This window comes from Kribbella lupini, from assembly GCF_039529595.1.
GTDB classification, from domain to species: Bacteria; Actinomycetota; Actinomycetes; order Propionibacteriales; family Kribbellaceae; genus Kribbella; species Kribbella lupini.
The window spans coordinates 349,047-366,975 of record NZ_BAAANC010000004.1; the positions used below are offsets into that span (position 1 = coordinate 349,047).

Sequence of the window (17,929 nt, forward strand, 5' to 3'; positions counted from 1 at the left end):
GACTACTCGCCGGGCGGATATCCGGTCCGGCCCGCCTCCAGGGCGTCACCGATGATCTGGTCGAGTCCGGATCGACGAGCCGACCATCCGGTGGCCTGCTGGAACTTCGTGGAGTCGGCGGTCATGACCGGTGGTTCGGCGGCGGCCGGCTGATGCCGAACGGCCAAGGGTTTGCCCGTCAGTCGCTCGGTGGTCGCGATCACGTCGACGATCCTGGTCCGGCCACCACCACCGACGTTGTACGCCTGCCACGCGCCCCGCACGCACACCTCGACCGCGGCGAGGAACGCGTCCGCCATGTCGAGGACGTGGACGTAGTCGCGGACCGTCGTACCGTCGCCGTTGACCACCAACTCCTGGGCCCGGCCCTGCGCCACCGCGACCACCTTGGGGATCAGCCTCGCCTCGTCCCGGTCCGGATGCCCCGGCAGGCCACCGGCGACGTTGAAGGACCGCAGGCTGACTGCCCCGATCGCGCCGGTGGCGGCCAGGTCTGCCGCCGCACGGTCGGCGGCCAGCTTGCCGGCGCCGTACGGGTTAATGGGCTCGGACCGGGCATCTTCCGTGATCGGCTGCCGCGCGGGTTCGCCGTACACCGCGCAGGTCGAGGCGAGAATCAGCCTCGAACCCGGCCTGGCTTCCGCCAGCGCTTCGAGCAGCGACAGCGTTCCGCCGACGTTGGTCTGCCAGTACCTCACCGGATCGGTTCGGGACTCCCGAACCCGGACGGCTGCGGCCAGGTGGCACACCACCTCCGGCTCGACCTGTCCGACGGCCTTCCGGATCGAGCCGCCGTCGAGCAGGTCGCCGGCGACCCGCTCGATGCCTGGCGGGAGACCGGAGGCTCGGCGGGTCAGGCCGTGGACCTCGTGGCCGACTTCGGCGAAACGGCGGGCGACGGCGTACCCGACGAATCCGGACGCGCCGGTGACCAGGACCCTCAGCGGCCGCCACGGTTCGGGGATCGCCATGGGCTCATGATCTCAGTCGGGCGCCCTACACGACCAACGCCGTACGCGCTGCCGGTCTTGCGGTGTGAGAGCGCTCTAGTTCCGGAACCGGTGGGGTCTTGACCGCGGGGTTGGGAGGGCTGAGCATCGGGCGCGACACGGGTGTGAGGCGCCTGTGCGGAGAGTCAGGGAGTCGCCCATGCCCAGGTGGCCAGGGGTTCGTGTTCGGCGTCGGACGGTGGGGGTGACGGCTCTCGCGGTGGTGGCGGGGTTGTTGCCGTTGGGGGTGGCTTCGCAGGCTGCCGCGGATGACCCGGTGCCTACGGTGCTGGCGGCGTTCGAGGGGGCTGAGCCGTTCGCTTCGCCGCCCAACCCGGGGATCTTCGGGTGGGGCAGTGATGCTGACGACCCGCCGACCATGGAGCTGCAGGCTCGGGACGACGCGCCAGCTGGTGAGAAGGTCCTGCACGGGACCTACAACGTCAGCGGGTACGGCGGGTTCAGTCACGACATCACGTTCGACCAGAACCCGGGGAACTGGTCGGCGTACAAGGGGATCCGGTTCTGGTGGTACGGGCAGAACACCGCGCCGCTGCCGCCCGGGTCGGGCAAGCGGATCTTCTTCGAGATCAAGGACGGCGGCGCGAACGCCGAGGCGTCGGAGCTGTGGAACACCAGCTTCACCGACGACTGGCAGGGCTGGCACCTGGTCGAGATCCCGTTCAGCGACCTGGCCTACCGCGGCGACTACCAGCCGGTCGGCGGGATCGACCAGATCCTCAACCTGACCCAGATGTGGGGCTACGCGTTCACGATGCCGGTCGGGACTCCTGGTGAGTTCGCGATCGACCAGATCGAGATCTACGGCAAGGCCGACCCGGCGCTCAAGGCGAGTGTCGTCACCGACGCCGGTGTCTACCCGGTCAAGGAGGGCGGCACCGCGCAGGTCAAGGTGTCCGTCGCCACCACGGGCAGCACGCCGCTGGAGGAGCCGGTCACCGTCGACTTCCGCAGCGGCACCGGTACGGCGGGCGCCGACGACTACACCCCGGTCTCCGGCGCGTTCACCTTCCCGGCCGGTACGCCGTCCGGTACGTCGCACACCATCCAGGTGGCGACCCGCAAGGACCGGTCGGCCGAAGCCGCCGAGACGATCCCGGTCGAGCTGACCGTGACCGGCGCGAAGGCGCCGGCGACCCAGCCCGTGGTCGTGATCAACGCACACGACCTGCCGTACCTGAACGCCAAGCTCCCGGTGAAGACCCGGGTCAACGACCTCCTGAAAAGGATGACCCTGGCCGAGAAGGTCGGCCAGATGACCCAGGCCGAGCGCAACGCGGTCCGGACCAAGTCCGACATCGCGACGTACGCGCTCGGGTCGCTGCTGTCCGGCGGCGGCTCGGTGCCGACCCCGAACACGCCCGCCGCCTGGGCCGCGATGATCGACAACTTCCAGCTGAACGCGCAGGCCACCCGCCTGCAGATCCCGCTGATCTACGGTGTCGACGCGGTGCACGGGCACAACAACGTGATCGGCGCGACGATCCTGCCGCACAACATCGGCATCGGCGCCACCCGCGACCCGGACCTGTCCCGGCGCGCCGGCGAGGTCACCGCGACCGAGGTGCGCGCGACCGGCATCCCGTGGGACTTCGCGCCGTGCGTCTGCGTGGTGCGCGACGACCGCTGGGGCCGCTCGTACGAGGGCTTCGGCGAGGACCCGGCCCTGGTCAAGGCGATGGCGACCGTGATCACCGGCATGCAGGGCAAGGCCGACGGCAGCCAGCTGAAGCAGAACAACCACGTGCTCGCGAGCGCGAAGCACTACGTCGGCGACGGCGGTACGACGTACGGGTCGTCGACGACCGGGTCGTACAAGATCGACCAGGGCGTCACCGAGGTGACGAAGCAGGAGCTCGAGGCGATCCACCTCGACCCGTTCAAGACGTCGGTCGACCTCGGTGTCGGGACCGTGATGCCGTCGTACTCGAGCGTCGACATCATCGGCGACGACAAGCCGGCGGTGAAGATGCACGGCAACGCCGAGCTGATCAACGGCGTGCTGAAGGACCGGATGGGCTTCGACGGCTTCGTGATCTCCGACTGGCAGGCGATCGACCAGCTGCCGGGCGACTACGCGAGCGACATCCGGACGTCGATCAACGCCGGGCTGGACATGATCATGGTGCCGACCCGGTACCAGGAGTTCACCCAGGGCCTGACCACGGAGGTCACCGAGGGCCGGGTCGCGCAGTCGCGGGTGGACGACGCCGTCCGGCGGATCCTGGAGCAGAAGTTCAAGCTCGGCCTGTTCGAGAAGCCGTACGCCGACACCAGCAAGCTCGCCGAGGTCGGTGGCACCAAGCACCGCGCGGTCGGTCGTGAGGCGGCGGCGAAGTCCCAGGTGCTGCTGAAGAACGACGGCAACGTGCTGCCGCTGAAGTCGACGGCGAAGGTCTACGTTGCCGGGAGCAACGCCAACGACCTGGGCAACCAGCTCGGCGGCTGGAGCATCAGCTGGCAGGGCGGCTCCGGTACGACCACGACCGGGACGACGATCCTCCAAGGCATTCAGGAGAACGTGCCGACGGCAACCTTCAGCCAGGACGCGTCGGCTCCGCTCGAAGGCCACGACGTCGGTGTCGTGGTGGTCGGCGAACGCCCGTACGCCGAGGGAATCGGTGACGTCGGCAACGGTCACGACCTGCTGCTCACCGACGCCGACAGGGCATCGGTGGACAAGGTCTGCGCCGCGATGAAGTGTGTCGTGCTCGTGGTGTCCGGCCGGCCGCAGGTGATCGCGGACCAGCTCGGCGAGATCGACGCGCTGGTCGCCTCCTGGCTGCCCGGGACCGAAGGGGCCGGCGTCGCCGACGTGCTGTTCGGCAAGAAGCCGTTCAGCGGACGGCTGCCGGTGACCTGGCCGAAGGCGGAGACGCAGCAGCCGATCAACGTCGGCGACGCGTCGTACGACCCGCAGTACCCGTACGGCTGGGGTCTGACCACGCAGGCGGCCGCCCGGCAGAAGTTGCTGGACGCAAAGACCGCCCTGCTCCGCAAGGGCCTGCTGGACCCGAACGTGCTGGTCGCGGCGATCTCGATCGACGTCGCCCTGCACGTGAAGGACTGGTCCGGGCCGCAGGCGACGACCGCGCTGGCGGCGCTCACCGCGGCCGGCAAGGCGTTGCAGCGCAGCCGGGTCGACGGCTTCGCCGAGGACGACGCGGTCGTCGCGGCGGCCCGCTGGATCGCCCAGGACCAGATCGGGCAGAACCTGGACGCCTCGGTGTCCAAGCTCACCGCGGACGCCGAGCACCTGGCGTTGACCGGTGACCTGGGCGGTGCGATCGCGAAGCTCGCGGCGGCGTACAAGCTGAAGTAGGACAGACCAGTGGGGCCCGGCAGCTGCCTGCTGCCGGGCCCCACTGGTGTTCTCAGACCGAGATCAGCTCGCGTTCCGGACGCTCGCCGGCGCCGGCCTTGGCCAACTTGTTCGGCCACCAGGCCTTCCGGCCGAGCAGGACCAGGATCGCCGGCAGCATCACGATCCGGACCAGCGTGGCATCGACCAGTACGGCGACCGCGAGGCCGACGCCCATCTGCTTCATCTCGATCATCCCGAGCGTCGCGAAGAGCGCGAACACCGAGACCATCACCGCGGCCGCGCTGGTCACGACACCGGCCGACTCGGTGATGCCGCGGCGTACGGCCTCAGCCGGAGCGAGCCCGTCCTGCACGGCCTCGCGGATCCGGCCGAGCACGAACACGTGGTAGTCCATCGACAGCCCGATCAGGATCACGAACAGGAACAGCGGGATCCACGAGATCACGAACCCGGGCGAGGTGAAGTCGAGCAGCCCCTCGGCCCAGGTGTGCTGGAAGACCAGTGACAGCGCGCCGAAGCAGACCGCGACCGAGGCCAGGTTGAGCAGCGTCGTGACGATCGCGATCGCCGGGCTGCGGAAGGTGAACAGCATCATCAGCAGGGTCAGCCCGAGCACGAACGCGATCACGTACGGCAGCTTGTCGCGCTGGTTCGCGCCGTAGTCGACCCCGCTCGCGGTCTCGCCACCGACCGCCCAGGTTGCCCCGGGCACCTTGTCGAACGCCGCGGGCACGAGCGTGTCCCGCAGTTGGTCGAGCGCGGCCTTCGCGTCCTCACTGGTGTCCGGCAGGACCGAGACCAGCGTCAGTACGGCGGTGTCGCCCGACGTCCGGACGGCCTGGCCTGGCGGGACGACGAACTGCTGAGTCGCGACAGCCGACTGCTGCAGCGCGGTCAGCGCCTCGACCGGAGCCTTGCCGTCGGCCTTCGCGACGACGTCGTACGCCATGCCCTCGGACGGGAAGTTCGCCTGCAGCTGCTGCATCGTCTTCACCTCGGGAATGGTGCCCGGCAGGGTGTTCAGGCCACCCGGGTCGGTCTTCATACCGAGTGCCGGGACGGCGAGCGCGACCACCGCGACGGCCGACAGCAGGAGCGCGATCTTCGGGAAGCGCAGGACCGGGGCGACCAGGCGACGGCTGATCCCGCCGGGACCGATGCGTCGGTTGAGCCGCCAGATCAGCGGGACCCGGGGACGGTCGACGCGGTGGCCGAGCTTGGCCAGCAGGGCGGGCAGGACGGTGAGCGAGCCGAGGACCGCGACCGCAACCACGACGATGGTGGCGGTCGCCATCGAGGAGAAGACCGGGTCCTGGGCGACGTACAGGCCGGCCATCGAGACGATGACCGCGAGGCCGGAGACAACCACCGAGTGTCCCGACGTGGCCGCGGCGATCTCGACGGCGTCGACGGTGCTGTGCCCGCGGCGGCGCTCCTCGCGTTCGCGCTTGAGGTAGAACAGGGAGTAGTCGACGCCGACCGCCATGCCGATCAGCAGCACGACGTTGGCGACCGAGCCGCCGTCGGGGAACAGGTAGGACAGCGGCGCGTAGAAGCCGAGGGCCGCGCCGACCGCCGAGAACGCCAGCAGGACAGGGATTCCGGCCGCGATCAGGGCGCCGAAGACGAGCAGCATCAGCGCGAACGTGATCGGCAGGCTGAGCTTCTCGGCCTTGGCCAGGTCGTTGCCGACCTGCTTCCAGATGCCGGCGTCGAGCGAGGCGGCGCCGGTCTGCTGGATGCTCAGGCTCTGGTTGTCCTTCTGTACGTCGGCGGTGGCGGCGACGAGCTTCTCGACGTTGTCCGCGGCGTCGTCGGCGCTGCCCTTCAGCTCGATCGGGAGCAGGGCGGCCTTGCCGTTCTCGGACCAGACCGGGTCGCCGACGGTGTCGACGGAGTCGATCGCGGTCAGCTTCTGCTTCAGCTGCGCGAGCGCGGTGGTCGCCTCGGCTTTGTCGAGTGGTCCGTCGGGATCGGTGACCAGAACGGTCTCGCTCGGCTTGCCGTCGAGCCCCGCCTGCTGGATCAGCTCCGCGGCCTGGCCGGACTGCCCGACCCAGGTGTCCGCGTCCTTCGTCGTCTGCTTCGGAACCATCACGGACAACCCGACCGCGACGGCGACGAGGATCAGCCACAAGCCGATCGCCCGCCAAGGATGGGTAGCACTCCACCGCGCGGCCCGCACGGTCACGGATCCCCTGCTCATACTTGCGCCCTCTCGCCGACCCCGCCCGGGCTCTCTGCCCGCCTGGTGACGAGCCTGTCGGGAAAGCGAGCGGAACTCAGGAGACGCAGACCCCCACGAGGGGTGGAGGAAAGTCCACCCCGCAGTACGACGGAGACAGTCAGGCGGTGGCGGCCGGGGTGCGGGAGCGGAGGCGGCGGAGCATGCGGGGGTCCTCGAAGCCGACCACCCTCGACGCCGACTCCACCGTGGTGCCGTGGGCTATCAGGTGTTCGGCTCGTTCCAGCCTCAGGAGCTGCTGGTAGCGCAGTGGGGTGAGGCCGGTGGCGGCGGTGAAGACCCGGGTGAGGGTGCGTTCGCTGACGCCGGCGGATCGGGCGAGGTCGGCCAGCGGCAGGCGGTCGGCGTACCGGCTGTCGATGACGTCCTGGACGCGGTGCGCGAGATCGCTGAGGTGACCGCGGTGCCGGAGCATCGCGCTCTCCTGGAGCTCGTCGCCGTTGCGCCGGGCGTAAACGACCATCTCCCGCGCGACCCTGGCCGCCGCGACCGCGCCGTGCTCGACGGCGACCAGGTGCAGCGCGAGGTCGATCCCGCTCGCGATCCCCGCGGACGTGATCACCCGCTCGTCCATCACGTACAGGACGTCCCGCACGATGCTCGCCTTCGGGTACCGCGCCGCGAGCTCCTCGGTCAGGTCGTGGTGCGTCGTGTAGCGCCGCCCGTCGAGCAACCCAGCAGCACCCAACGCGTCGGCACCCGAGCAGACGCTCGCCACCGACCCGCCCGACGCATGATGCGTCCGCAGCACCTGCTTGGTGCGCGCCGAGATCGGCGGCCACGGCGACAACCGCGGCGACCGCCACCCCGGTACGACGATCAGGTCGTCCCGCCCGAGCTCCGGCCACGCCAAGGACGCCTTGACCGGCACACCCTGCGCGGTCGACACCTCCTCGACCTCGGCGACGTAGTGCAGCTCGTAGCCGTACCCGAGGTCGGCAGCCGTCGAGAACACCTGCGCCGGCCCGGCGAGATCGAGCAGGTGCAGTCGGGGGACCAGGAAGAAGACGACCTTGCGCATGATCCGGTCAGGATCCCACAAGGAGCCCGGCCTGCTCGTCGAGCGTCCGGATGGTGGCGAACCGTCCCGCCAGCGCGTACTCGGTCCGCTCCACGACCACCGCCGGCATCAGCGTCCGCGGGTCGGCCAGCACCTCGTCGAGCGAGGCGTCCGCGGGCAGCGTCCAGTGCGGCAGCGGCGTCGTCGCGGTCGCCTCGGTCACGAACACCACGTCGTACCCGAGATCGGACGCGACGCGCGTGGTGGTCTCGCAGCACTGCTCGGTCCGGATCCCGCTGATCACCAGCTCGCGGATACCGTGCTGGGTGAGCACCTGCTGCAGATTCGTGGTGGTGAAGGCGTTGTGCGACGTCTTGCGGATCACCGGCTCGCCGTCGCGCGGCTCGAGCCCCTCGATCAACCGGACGTGCCCGTTCGCCGGGTCGAAGGCGCCGCCGGTCCCGGGCTCGGTGTGCAGCACCCACACGACCAGGTCCCCGCGCTCGCGCGCGGAAGCGACCAGCCGGTTGACCCGGTCGGCGATGTCGGGATGGTTCACGGCCTGCCAGTTCGGCCGGACGCGGAAGGACTCCTGGACGTCGATCACGATCAGCGCTGTCTGTGTCATGCCTCCAGCCTCGCCGTACGACGGACGCCGCGACAGGCACCATCGCGCCCCGCGGCGGACGGATCCGGTCAACGCCTCGCCGACACCTCCACCGATCCGCCAGTCATCGGACGAATGCGAACGGTTACGAACTGTTCCAAACATCGCGCCTCGGTGCTTACAGTGCCCGAGGCGGCGTGGAAACGCTCTCGCCGCTCACCGCCCAACCGACCGAGGGGACTTCATGACTGACCACCTGCCTCGTCGCCATGTCCTGCGAACCGCCGGCGCGCTCGGCCTCGGCGCCGTCACGGCCGGGGCCCTGACCAGCCCCGCCGGTGCTGAACCGGCGGCTACTACAGTCGCGTCCATGGGTTCACACCACGGCCGCCTGTCCATCCGCAAGGACCCGTTCGGCACCACCCCGGAAGGGGTCGGCGTCGACGTGTACACCTTCAGCAACGGTCGGGTGACCGTCTCGATGCTGACCTGGGGTGCCACCATCCAGCGGGTCGAGACCCCGGACCGCCGGGGCCGCACCGAGAACATCAGCCTCGGCTTCGACAACCTGCCCGACTACGCCGAGCTCAGCCCGTACTTCGGCGCGACCATCGGCCGGTACGGCAACCGGATCGCCAAGGGCCAGTTCTCGATCGACGGGAACAAGTACCAGATCCCCGTCAACGACGGCGAGAACGCGTTGCACGGTGGCACGCTCGGCTTCGACAAGCGGGTCTGGAAGGCCAAGGTCGTGCAGACCCCGTCGCACGTCGGGGTCGCGTTCACCTACGTCAGCCCGGACGGCGAGATGGGCTTCCCCGGCACGTTGACCACCACGGTCACGTACACGCTCGACTTCGACGACGACCTGCGGATCGACTACCACGCGACCGTCGCCGGCAAGCCGACGATCGTGAACCTGACCAACCACGTCTACTTCAACCTGGCCGGTGAGGGCAGCGGCTCGATCGAGGGCCACGTGCTCGAGCTGAACGCACCGTCGTACACGCCGGTGGACTCGGGCCTGATCCCGACCGGCGAGATCGCGCCGGTGGCCGGTACGCCGTTCGACTTCCGCCGGCCGACCGCGATCGGCAAGCGGCTGCGGGACGACCACCCCCAACTGGTGATCGGGCGTGGCTACGACCACAACTTCGTGCTGGGCGGCAAGGCCGACCACGACGGGCTGCGGTTCGCCGGCCGGTTCTGGGAGCCCGACAGCGGCCGGACGGTCTCCGTCCGTACGGCGGAGCCCGGCGCGCAGTTCTACAGCGGCAACTTCCTCGACGGCACCTTCCAGGGGATCGGCGGCAAGACGTACCGCCAGGGTGACGCGTTCGCGTTCGAGACCCAGCACTTCCCCGACTCCCCCAACCAGCCCAACTTCCCGTCGACGGTCCTGCGCCCCGGCCAGACCTACGCGACCCGGACGATCTACTCCTTCGGCACCAAGTAGTCCGTCGACCCCGGGGCCGGGCGCCCCGGGGTCGCAACTTTCGGTGGACAAGGGAAGGGCCGCTCGGGGGACGTGCGGGACGGTGTGGTTCGCGAAGAGTTGGTCGCGTCCACACATCGTCCGGAGGGAATCTCGATGCGATCCGCAGTTCCGTTGACCGTTGGTGCCGCCTTGGTGGCCGCCACTCTGGTGCCGGGGGTGTCGCTGGCCGAACCCGCGGCAGCCGCCGGGATCACGTGGGAGAAGTGTCCGGCCGACATCTCACCGGTGCCGATTCCGGAGGGGATGCAGTGCGGGACGCTGAAGGTCCCGCTCGACTATCGCGCGCCGAACGGCAGGACGATCGACATCGCGGTCTCGCGACTGGCGAGCAAGAAGCCGGACCAGCGCCGCGGTGTCCTGCTGACCAATCCCGGCGGCCCCGCGCCCGGGCAGAACTATCCCGCGTTCCTCGTCGCGATGGGGCTTCCGCAGAGCGTGCGCGACGCGTACGACGTGATCGGGTTCGACCCGCGCGGCATCGGCAAGAGCACGCCGGTGACCTGTGACCTCACCGCTGAGCAGCTGGCCTCCGGCAACATTCCGCCGTACGCGAAGAACGCCGCCGACGTGACCAAGCGGGCCGCCGAGGTGAAGCAGATCGCGAAGCAGTGCGCGACCTCGAAGACCGCGTGGATGCTGCCGCACGTCAACCCCGCCAACACCGCCCGCGACATGGACTTGATCCGCGCCGCGCTCGGCGAGCCGAAGATCTCGTACGCCGGTGCGTCCTGGGGCACCCACCTCGGCGCGGTCTACACCACCTTGTTCCCCGGGCGCAGCGACCGGATCGTGCTCGACAGCAACCTCGGCCCGGGCGGCTGGGACTACCCGAGCGACCGGCTCTGGTCGCAAGGCGTCGAGGACCGCTTCCCCGACTTCGCGAAGTTCGCCGCGGCCAACCACCGCGAGTACGGTCTCGGCCGGACGCCCGCGCAGGTCAAGGCGAAGTACTTCGAGCTGGCCAAGCGGCTGGAGAAGAAGCCGGTCCAGACACCGGACGGCCCCTTCGACAGCGGCGCCTTCCGGCTGCTCAACTTCGGACTGCTGTACGGGCCGACGCAGCTTCCGCTCCTGGCGACCATCTGGCGAGCCCTGGACGCGAACCAGCCGCTGCCCCCGATCCCCGGAGACGTCGCAAATCCCGAGAACCTGATCTCCGGCCGCTACTACATGATCTGCAACGACGCCTACTGGCCGAAGTCCGTCAGCACCTACCAGCGCGCGGTCGCCGCCGACCGGATCAAGTACCCGCTGTTCGGCGCTGCCGGAGCCAACATCACCCCGTGCGCCTACTGGCCCGAGCCGACCGAGCCGCCGGTGCGCATCACCGACCACGGCCCGTCCAACGTGCTGCTGGTCCAGAACCTGCGCGACCCGGCCACCCCGCTGGCCGGTGCTCGTCAGCTGCGCAAGGCCTTGGGCGACAGGGCCGCGATGGTCACCGCCGACCAGGGCGGGCACGGTGTCTTCCCCGGCGGCAAGAACCGCTGCGCGAACCACGCGGTGACGACCTTCCTGACCACGGGCGAACGCCCGGCCAGGGACTACCACTGCACGGCCGACGCCGAGCCGCGGTGATCGCTCAGGCGTTGACCTTGACCGGGTAGTCGCGGAGCTCGATGTCGTTGGCGGCCTTGTCGGCGTACTTGGTCATCAGCTGGAACATCCGTGACCCCAGGAACCAGTTGCGCAGCTTGATGCCGGTCGCTGTCCTCGGTGCGAGGAAGCGGCCGGCGTTGCTGTTGCCGGCGATCTTGGCGTAGCGCTTCATGATCTCGTCGTACTGCGCGAAGGCCGCCACGTGGTTGCCCTGCGCAACAGCCAGCTCACCGGCGAGAACGTAGGCGCCGACGACCGCGAGCCCGGTCCCGAACCCGCCCAGGGTGTTCCCGTACGCCGCGTCGCCGACCAGCGCGACCCGGCCCTTGCTGTACCTGCCGTTCAGCCGGACCTGGCTGAGCGAGTCGAGGTAGAAGTCCTCGAAGCCGTTCAGCTCGTCGAGCATCCGCGGGACCTGCCACCCGACGTCGGCGTACCTCCCGCGCAGGACGGCGCGCTGGGCGTCGGTGTCGTCGCGGCTGTAGTCGAGCTCGGGCGACGCGAACATGTAGAGCTGCTGGGCCTTCGAGCCGCCGGTGACCGCGAGCCGGCCGGGCACGTTGTGGCCGTAGGCAACCTGTCGCTCCTGCGACCCGTTGCCGCTCCAAGGACTCGCCCCGGCGACGCAGTAGTAGTGGCCGAGGTACTTCACGAAGTCCTGCTCCGGACCGAAGGCCAGCTTGCGGACGCGGGAGTGGATGCCGTCAGCACCGATCACGAGGTCGAAGGTCCGGTCCGGACCGTGCTCGAAGGTGACCTCGACGCCGTGCTCGGTGTCGACGAGCGTGCTGATCGAGTCGCCGAAGAGGTACTCGCACTCGTCGGCGGTCCGCTCGTACAGGATCTCCGAGAGGTCGCCGCGCAGGATCTCCACGTCGCCGCCGGTGAACTCGCCGGACGCGATCGCCAGCTGCTTGCCGTCGGCATCGACGAAGACGGTGTCCGTGGTGCCGGTGCGGCGCCGGCGGACCTCGTCGAGCACGCCCATCCGCTCGAGCACGGTGAGGTGGGTGCGGCCCTTGAAGTCGACGGCCTGGCCGCCGCGGCGCAGCTCGGGCGCACGCTCGACGACGGTGACGTCGAACCCGTACCGGTGCAGCCAGTACGCGAGAGCGGGTCCGGCGATGCTCGCGCCGGAGATCAGGACGGATTGGGCCATGACGGCCTCCCTAGAACTGTGTCTGGTGAAATCTGTTTCCGGTGGACACGAATTAGAGTATGGTAGACACAGTTCGACGTCAACACCGATTCCGAGGAGGCCCGCGATGCCGGCACCGACTGCGCTCGAGCTGCTCTGGGGCACGCAGCAGCGCGCCCGGCGAGGACCGAAGCCGGCGCTGTCCCTCGACCGGATCGTCGGCGAGGCGATCGCACTGGCCGACGCGGAAGGGCTGGCCAACCTCTCGATGCAGCGCCTGGCCGAGCGCCTCGGCTTCACCAAGATGTCGCTCTACCGGTACGTCCCCGGCAAGGCCGAGCTGACCGCGCTGATGCTCGACGCGGCGATCGGTACGCCGCCCCCTCCGACTCCCGGCTGGCGTGCCGGGCTGCAGATCTGGGCGAACACGATCTTCGCCCGCTACAGCGCCCATCCGTGGACGATCGACCTCACCACCGGCCAGCGCCCGGTCGGCCCCAACGAGCTGGGCTGGATGGAGACCGCGCTCACCGCGCTCGACGGCACCGGCCTCACCGGGTCGGAGCGCCTCGACACGATCGTCCTGCTCAACGGCCACGTCCGCAGCCTGGTCGAACAGCTCGCCCCGCCGAACACGTCCGACGACGTCTATGCCACCCAGCTCGCCGAAACGATGAGCGCCGTCGGACACCTCTACCCCGCCGCCACCGCCGCCTTCGCCGAAGAATCCGCCAACGGCCACCCCGGCAACGCCCTCCAGTTCGGCATCGACCGAATCCTCGACGGCCTCGCCGTACTCATCGACCGCCGCGGGCTAGCCTCACCGGCATGACCGTCCTCGCCGACTACGACCCCGCCTGGCCCACCCAGTACGCCGACATGGCCGCCCACCTGACCGCAGCCTTCGGCGACTCGGTCGATGCCGTCGAGCACATCGGCAGCACCGCGGTCCCCGGGCTGGTCGCCAAGCCCGTCATCGACATCGCCGCCCGCGCGGTCACCTTGGACGCCATCGACGACAAGCCCCTCGCCGCGCTCGGCTTCGAGCACAACCCCGACGGCCCGCCCAACCGCCGTACCTACACCCGGGTCGTCGGCGGCGTGCTCACGCACAACCTGCACGTCTTCCCCGCCACCGCGTGGGACCACCTCAACCAGCGCCTGCTCCGCGACTACCTCCGCGACACCCCCGACGCCGTACGCCGCTACGCCGAGCTCAAGCACACCCTCGCCGCCGAAGGCCTCACCGGCTTCGACTACACCAAGGCCAAGACCACCCTCATCCAGGAACTCACCGACGACGCCCGGGCCCGTCGCGGTCTCCCGTCGGTGCCGGTCTGGGAGTCATGACGCCTGGTAGACGCCCTCCGGGAGCGGGGTCGCGATGATCGCGGTCAGGGCGGTGCGGGCCGTTTCTAGCGAGGTGATGGTCGCGGTGATGCGGTCGCGTTCCTTCTCGAACTGAGGGACGAGCTCGGGGCAGATCGCGACCAGGTCGCCGTTGGACTCGGTCATGCACGGGAGGAGCTCGGCGATCGTGGTGGTGCCGAGGCCGGCGCCGAGCAGGATGCGGATGTGGCGGACGCGCTGGACGTCGGCCTCCTCGTACACGCGGTAGCCCGTCGACGTGCGGTCGGGGGCGAGCAGGCCCTGCTCCTCGTAGTACCGCAAGAGGCGGCCGCTGACGCCGGTCCGGCGGGACAGTTCACCGATGCGCATCTGGTCTCCCGAGGTTGACTCTCACACTGATGTGAATGTCTAGCGTGCCGGACATGACCGACAATTCCCCAGGCAATTCCCGCACACCCGTCACCGTCCTGGGCTTGGGCCCGATGGGCCAGGCGCTCGCCGCCGCGTTCCTCGCCGCCGGCCACCCCACCACCGTCTGGAACCGTACGCCGGGCAAGGCCGCCGGCCTGACCGGTGCCGTGGTCGCCGCGAGCGCGGCCGAAGCCGTTGCCGCGAGCCCCTTGGTGGTGGTCTGCGTGATCGACTACGACGCCACCGACGCGATCCTCGACTCCGCCGCCGACGAGCTGACGGGCCGCACCGTCGTCAACCTCACCGCCGACACTCCCGAGCGCGCCCGCCGTACGGCGGAGTGGGCGGCCGCGCACGGCATCGACTATCTCGACGGCGCGATCATGACCCCGACCGTCACCATCGGCGGACCCGACGCGGTCTTCCTCTACAGCGGCCCACGATCCCTGTACGACGACCACTCGCCGACGCTCGCCGCGCTCGGCGGAACCGCGACCCACCTCGGCGAGGACCCCGGCCGGGCGGCGGCGCACGACGTCGCGCTGCTCGGCATCTTCTGGACCGCGATGACCGGCATCATGCACGCGTTCGCGCTGGCCAAGGCGGAGAACATCGCGGCCGCGGACCTGGCCGGCTTCGCCCGCGGTATCAGCGACCTCCTGTCGCCGAGCCTGGACGCGCTCGCGGCGAACGTGGACAGCGGCAACCACCCCGGCACCTTCTCCAACGTCACCTCGGCGGCGGCCAGTCTCGAGCACATCATCCATGCCTCCGAGCGCAACGGCCTGGACGCCGCTGTCCTCAAGGCCGCGCACGCACTCGCTCGGCAGGCGATCGAGGACGGCCACGGAGGTGACGACTACAGCCGCCTCGCCGACACGTTGCGCACCCACGCGACCCGCTGAACGCCCGCCGCGGCCGCCCACGCGACCCGCTGAGACGCCGAGCGAAGGGTCACCTAAGTACATAGGGTCGAGCCATGACGGAGACCGTGCTGAACATCCCGTTCGACGACGCGTTCCGGTTCGATCCCTCGCCGACCTTCGCGGAGCTGCGCGAGAACCGGCCGGTGGCGCGGGTGCGGACGCTGGCCGGCGCTGAAGTCTGGCTGGTCACCCGGTACGACGACGTGAAGCTGGTGCTGGCCGATCCGCGGTTCTCGCGGGCCGCGGTGGTCAAGCAGGGCGCGCCGCGGGTCGCGCTGGCCAAGCCGATGCCGAACAGTCTGACCACGACCGATCCGCCCGAGCACACCCGGCTGCGCAAGCTCGTCTCGACCACGTTCGCGCACCGGCGGATCGAGCGGACCCGGCCGTGGGTCGCCGAACTGTCGGCGCAGCTCGCGGACGACGTCGCGAAGGCCGGGGACGGGGCGGACATCCGGCAGCTGGTCGCACTGCCGTTGCCGATCCAGGTGATCTGCCAGCTGCTCGGCGTTCCGTACGACGACCGCGAGCAGTTCCGGGAGTGGACCGAGCTCGGCTACAGCATGAAGATGGCCGAGAAGGACCTGGTCGAGAACGCGATGACGGCGCTGACGGCGTACATCGAGGAGCTGGTCGACCGCAAGCTCGCGAACGCCGAGCAACCGGCCGAGGACCTGCTCGACGAGTTGGTCCGGGCGCGGGAGGAAGGCGATCGGCTGAGTCAGGAAGAGCTGATGGCGTTCGGGGTGAACCTGCTGGTCGCCGGGCACGAGACGTCGGCGAACCAGATCTCCAGCTGCGTGGCGACGTTGCTGCGCTGGCCGGAGAACTGGGCGCGGCTCGTCGACGACCACGCGCTGGTCCCGTCTGCGGTGGAGGAGCTTCTGCGCTTCAACCGCTTCTCGGAGGTCGGTCAGCTGCGCGTCGCGGTCGAGGACGTCGAGCTGCACGGCGTACGGATCAAGGCCGGTGAGGGCGTGATGGCCGCGCTCAACTCGGCGAACCGGGATCCGCGCGCGTTCACCAATCCCGACGAGCTGCAGCTGGACCGCAAGGAGAACAAGCAACTCTCGTTCGGCTTCGGCCCGCACTTCTGCCTCGGCGCGCAGTTGGCCCGCATCGAACTGCAGGAATCTTTGCTGGCCCTGCTCCGCCGCTTCCCGAAGCTGTCGTTGGCCAAGCCTGCCGAAGAACTGGAGTGGCGACGAGTTCTGGTGAGCGGCCTCGCCGAACTCCCCGTCAACCTCGGAAACTGAGCGGCCGCGGGCTTGCCCGCAGGCCTCGGGGCGGCGCTCCCCCCACAAACACCCGACCCCCGCTCCGGGCAGCCGGAGCGGGGGTCGGGTGAGAGGTTCAGTTCTGCGAGACCAGGTCGTGCTCGGTCTCGTACTGCTCGATGAAGCGGCTCGCCATCGGCTCGCTGCAGCCGATCGCCTCGGCCAGCTTCTTCGCGCTGCGCTCGTGACCTTCCGGCCAGTCCGACAGCATGTTCCACGCGCGCATCCGGCGCTTCTCCAGATCCGTCGGCTCGGCCTCGCTCTCGGCCGCGACGACCTTCGCGGCCGGCTTCGCCTTCGCGGGCTTGGCCGGCTGGGCGGCGACCGGCTCGACGACGACCGGCTCCGGCAGCACCGGCGGCAGCACGGACTCGACGACCGGCTCCGGTACGCCGGGGCGCGCGACCTGGTCGGCCGGCGCGAACGGCGACGGCTCCTGCGGCTTCTGCACCACCGGCGACGCCTTGACCGGCTTGCGCGATCCGTTGACCACGTGCTCGGCCTCGTCCTCGACCACCTCGGCCTCGGCGACCCCCTCGGCGTTGACCGGCGGGTCGACGATGGCCATCAGCTCGCCGGTCATCGCCTCGCCCCAGGCGTCCTCGTCGCGGATGTTGACGCCACCGTCGGCGCGTAGCTGCTGCGGCTTCAGCGTCTGCCCTTCGACGACCCAGACCGCGGCGCGCAGGTCGTTGCGCTCCTCGGCCGGCGGCTCCTCCGGCGGCGGCGAGATGGCGCGGGTCAGCTTGTTGGTGACGACCTCGTAGTTGATCCGCTCCTCGAGCATCCCGGCCAGCCGGTCCGCGTCGTAGGTCGTCTCGGCGATCTTGGCCAGCCGCTCGTCCTGGTGCTCCGACCGGATGTACTCCGCGACCGTGCCGGCGATCGCGTTCCGCCGGGCCGCGTTGCGGACGTGCTCGCGGGCCGCCCGCAGACTCTCGAACATCCCGTAGCCGTGCTCGATCGCGAGCGACCGGGCCTGCCAGGTCAGCCGCGGCTCGCGCATCCACTGCACGACGCCGTACACGGGTCCGGTGTTGGCCATCTGGCCCGACACCCGCAGCGCGTCGCGCCGCCGGGCCGAGCTGTGGATCAGCCAGAGCACGTAGGCGAACGCGGACAGGCCGCCGAAGCCGAAGGCCAGGAACCGCTCCTCCGGCCGCCAGTGGCCGACGACGTTGAAGACGAGGGCGACGATCGCCGCGAACAGCGACATCGCGCGGTAGGCGTAGGCCTGCTCGCCCTTGCGCCGGCGCAGGTCGGCGAGCGCCGCGGTCGCCACGCCGCCGAGCTCGATGACGGCGACGGCGGGGGTGACGAGGGCGATCTTCAGGAACGTCGAGAAGCCCTCGTCGGGCCAGGGGATGTGGGTGACGCCGGCCCAGACCTGGCCGACGAGTGCGGCGGTGGCCGCGGTGGCGTAGAAGGCGTAGGCGACCTTGTCCGCACCTGTGAGGGGTACGTTCGAGAGTTCGCCGGAACTGGCGCTGGTGGTGTTCTCCTGCAAGACGTGATCTCCTGACCGGTTTGGGCTCTCCGGCAG

14 protein-coding genes are annotated in these 17,929 nt (G+C 70.0%); 7 read left to right on the top strand and 7 right to left on the bottom strand.

Translation table 11 applies throughout. The features are described from left to right. Nucleotides 1-2: 2 nt before the first annotated feature. Nucleotides 3-971: an NAD-dependent epimerase/dehydratase family protein gene (locus tag ABD235_RS34765; RefSeq protein ID WP_344182006.1), complete on the bottom strand. Its 969-nt coding sequence runs from the start codon at nucleotides 969-971 to the stop codon at nucleotides 3-5. Between the two features lie 295 nt (nucleotides 972-1,266). On the opposite strand from ABD235_RS34765, the gene ABD235_RS34770 reads away from it, so the two are divergent. Continuing rightward, nucleotides 1,267-4,332 carry a glycoside hydrolase family 3 N-terminal domain-containing protein gene (locus tag ABD235_RS34770; protein ID WP_344182008.1) on the top strand — a complete coding sequence of 1,022 codons (3,066 nt, stop codon included), beginning with the start codon at nucleotides 1,267-1,269 and terminating at the stop codon, nucleotides 4,330-4,332. Nucleotides 4,333-4,384: 52 nt separating this feature from the next. Here the strand turns inward: ABD235_RS34770 and ABD235_RS34775 are convergent, their stop codons facing one another. The 3 genes from ABD235_RS34775 to ABD235_RS34785 form a co-directional block, all read right to left on the bottom strand. Next, a complete protein-coding gene (locus tag ABD235_RS34775; protein ID WP_344182010.1) occupies nucleotides 4,385-6,541 on the bottom strand; it encodes an MMPL family transporter in 2,157 nt (718 codons plus the stop codon). A 139-nt stretch (nucleotides 6,542-6,680) separates the two neighbouring features. Beyond that, nucleotides 6,681-7,601, bottom strand: coding sequence for a GlxA family transcriptional regulator (locus ABD235_RS34780; protein WP_344182013.1), 921 nt, complete (start codon nucleotides 7,599-7,601; stop codon nucleotides 6,681-6,683). 7 nt (nucleotides 7,602-7,608) lie between these two features. Next, the gene (locus ABD235_RS34785; RefSeq protein WP_344182015.1) at nucleotides 7,609-8,208 is read right to left on the bottom strand and encodes a cysteine hydrolase family protein; all 600 of its coding nucleotides are present in this window, start codon (nucleotides 8,206-8,208) and stop codon (nucleotides 7,609-7,611) included. Nucleotides 8,209-8,557: 349 nt separating this feature from the next. Here ABD235_RS34785 and ABD235_RS34790 point away from each other — a divergent pair, with 349 nt between their 5' ends. Together ABD235_RS34790 and ABD235_RS34795 are read left to right on the top strand one after the other, a co-directional pair. Beyond that, nucleotides 8,558-9,643 (top strand): aldose epimerase family protein, encoded by a 1,086-nt coding sequence (locus ABD235_RS34790; RefSeq protein ID WP_344182017.1) that lies wholly within the window; start codon nucleotides 8,558-8,560, stop codon nucleotides 9,641-9,643. Between the two features lie 135 nt (nucleotides 9,644-9,778). Continuing rightward, on the top strand, nucleotides 9,779-11,263 hold the full coding sequence (locus tag ABD235_RS34795; protein WP_344182019.1) for an alpha/beta hydrolase: 1,485 nt from the start codon (nucleotides 9,779-9,781) through the stop codon (nucleotides 11,261-11,263). 4 nt (nucleotides 11,264-11,267) lie between these two features. On the opposite strand, the gene ABD235_RS34800 is transcribed toward ABD235_RS34795, so the two are convergent. Continuing rightward, on the bottom strand, nucleotides 11,268-12,443 hold the full coding sequence (locus ABD235_RS34800; protein WP_344182021.1) for an FAD-dependent monooxygenase: 1,176 nt from the start codon (nucleotides 12,441-12,443) through the stop codon (nucleotides 11,268-11,270). A gap of 106 nt (nucleotides 12,444-12,549) precedes the next feature. On the opposite strand from ABD235_RS34800, the gene ABD235_RS34805 reads away from it, so the two are divergent. Together ABD235_RS34805 and ABD235_RS34810 are read left to right on the top strand one after the other, a co-directional pair. Continuing rightward, nucleotides 12,550-13,254, top strand: coding sequence for a TetR/AcrR family transcriptional regulator (locus ABD235_RS34805; RefSeq protein ID WP_344182023.1), 705 nt, complete (start codon nucleotides 12,550-12,552; stop codon nucleotides 13,252-13,254). Further along, nucleotides 13,251-13,772 carry a GrpB family protein gene (locus tag ABD235_RS34810; RefSeq protein ID WP_344182025.1) on the top strand — a complete coding sequence of 174 codons (522 nt, stop codon included), beginning with the start codon at nucleotides 13,251-13,253 and terminating at the stop codon, nucleotides 13,770-13,772. Before ABD235_RS34805 ends, ABD235_RS34810 begins: the two co-directional genes overlap by 4 nt. Here the strand turns inward: ABD235_RS34810 and ABD235_RS34815 are convergent. Beyond that, the gene (locus tag ABD235_RS34815; protein WP_344182027.1) at nucleotides 13,767-14,141 is read right to left on the bottom strand and encodes a MerR family transcriptional regulator; all 375 of its coding nucleotides are present in this window, start codon (nucleotides 14,139-14,141) and stop codon (nucleotides 13,767-13,769) included. The two genes, ABD235_RS34810 and ABD235_RS34815, sit on opposite strands and share 6 nt — an antisense overlap. A gap of 53 nt (nucleotides 14,142-14,194) precedes the next feature. Between ABD235_RS34815 and ABD235_RS34820 the strand changes: the two genes are divergently transcribed. Further along, nucleotides 14,195-15,088 carry an NAD(P)-dependent oxidoreductase gene (locus ABD235_RS34820; RefSeq protein WP_344182029.1) on the top strand — a complete coding sequence of 298 codons (894 nt, stop codon included), beginning with the start codon at nucleotides 14,195-14,197 and terminating at the stop codon, nucleotides 15,086-15,088. Between the two features lie 74 nt (nucleotides 15,089-15,162). Beyond that, a complete protein-coding gene (locus tag ABD235_RS34825; protein ID WP_344182031.1) occupies nucleotides 15,163-16,365 on the top strand; it encodes a cytochrome P450 in 1,203 nt (400 codons plus the stop codon). A 97-nt stretch (nucleotides 16,366-16,462) separates the two neighbouring features. Here the strand turns inward: ABD235_RS34825 and ABD235_RS34830 are convergent, their stop codons facing one another. Next, entirely contained in the window at nucleotides 16,463-17,893 is a 1,431-nt protein-coding gene (locus ABD235_RS34830) for a hypothetical protein (RefSeq protein ID WP_344182033.1), read from the bottom strand. Between the last annotated feature and the right edge of the window lie 36 nt (nucleotides 17,894-17,929).

What these genes read in the sequence shown, in the direction of transcription:
- ABD235_RS34765 (WP_344182006.1), bottom strand. Translation starts at nt 971, where the DNA reads ATGGCGATCCCCGAACCGTGGCGGCCGCTGAGGGTCCTGGTCACCGGC.
- ABD235_RS34775 (WP_344182010.1), bottom strand. Translation starts at nt 6,541, where the DNA reads ATGAGCAGGGGATCCGTGACCGTGCGGGCCGCGCGGTGGAGTGCTACC.
- ABD235_RS34780 (WP_344182013.1), bottom strand. Translation starts at nt 7,601, where the DNA reads ATGCGCAAGGTCGTCTTCTTCCTGGTCCCCCGACTGCACCTGCTCGAT.
- ABD235_RS34785 (WP_344182015.1), bottom strand. Translation starts at nt 8,208, where the DNA reads ATGACACAGACAGCGCTGATCGTGATCGACGTCCAGGAGTCCTTCCGC.
- ABD235_RS34790 (WP_344182017.1), top strand. Translation starts at nt 8,558, where the DNA reads ATGGGTTCACACCACGGCCGCCTGTCCATCCGCAAGGACCCGTTCGGC.
- ABD235_RS34795 (WP_344182019.1), top strand. Translation starts at nt 9,779, where the DNA reads ATGCGATCCGCAGTTCCGTTGACCGTTGGTGCCGCCTTGGTGGCCGCC.
- ABD235_RS34800 (WP_344182021.1), bottom strand. Translation starts at nt 12,443, where the DNA reads ATGGCCCAATCCGTCCTGATCTCCGGCGCGAGCATCGCCGGACCCGCT.
- ABD235_RS34805 (WP_344182023.1), top strand. Translation starts at nt 12,550, where the DNA reads ATGCCGGCACCGACTGCGCTCGAGCTGCTCTGGGGCACGCAGCAGCGC.
- ABD235_RS34810 (WP_344182025.1), top strand. Translation starts at nt 13,251, where the DNA reads ATGACCGTCCTCGCCGACTACGACCCCGCCTGGCCCACCCAGTACGCC.
- ABD235_RS34815 (WP_344182027.1), bottom strand. Translation starts at nt 14,141, where the DNA reads ATGCGCATCGGTGAACTGTCCCGCCGGACCGGCGTCAGCGGCCGCCTC.
- ABD235_RS34820 (WP_344182029.1), top strand. Translation starts at nt 14,195, where the DNA reads ATGACCGACAATTCCCCAGGCAATTCCCGCACACCCGTCACCGTCCTG.
- ABD235_RS34825 (WP_344182031.1), top strand. Translation starts at nt 15,163, where the DNA reads ATGACGGAGACCGTGCTGAACATCCCGTTCGACGACGCGTTCCGGTTC.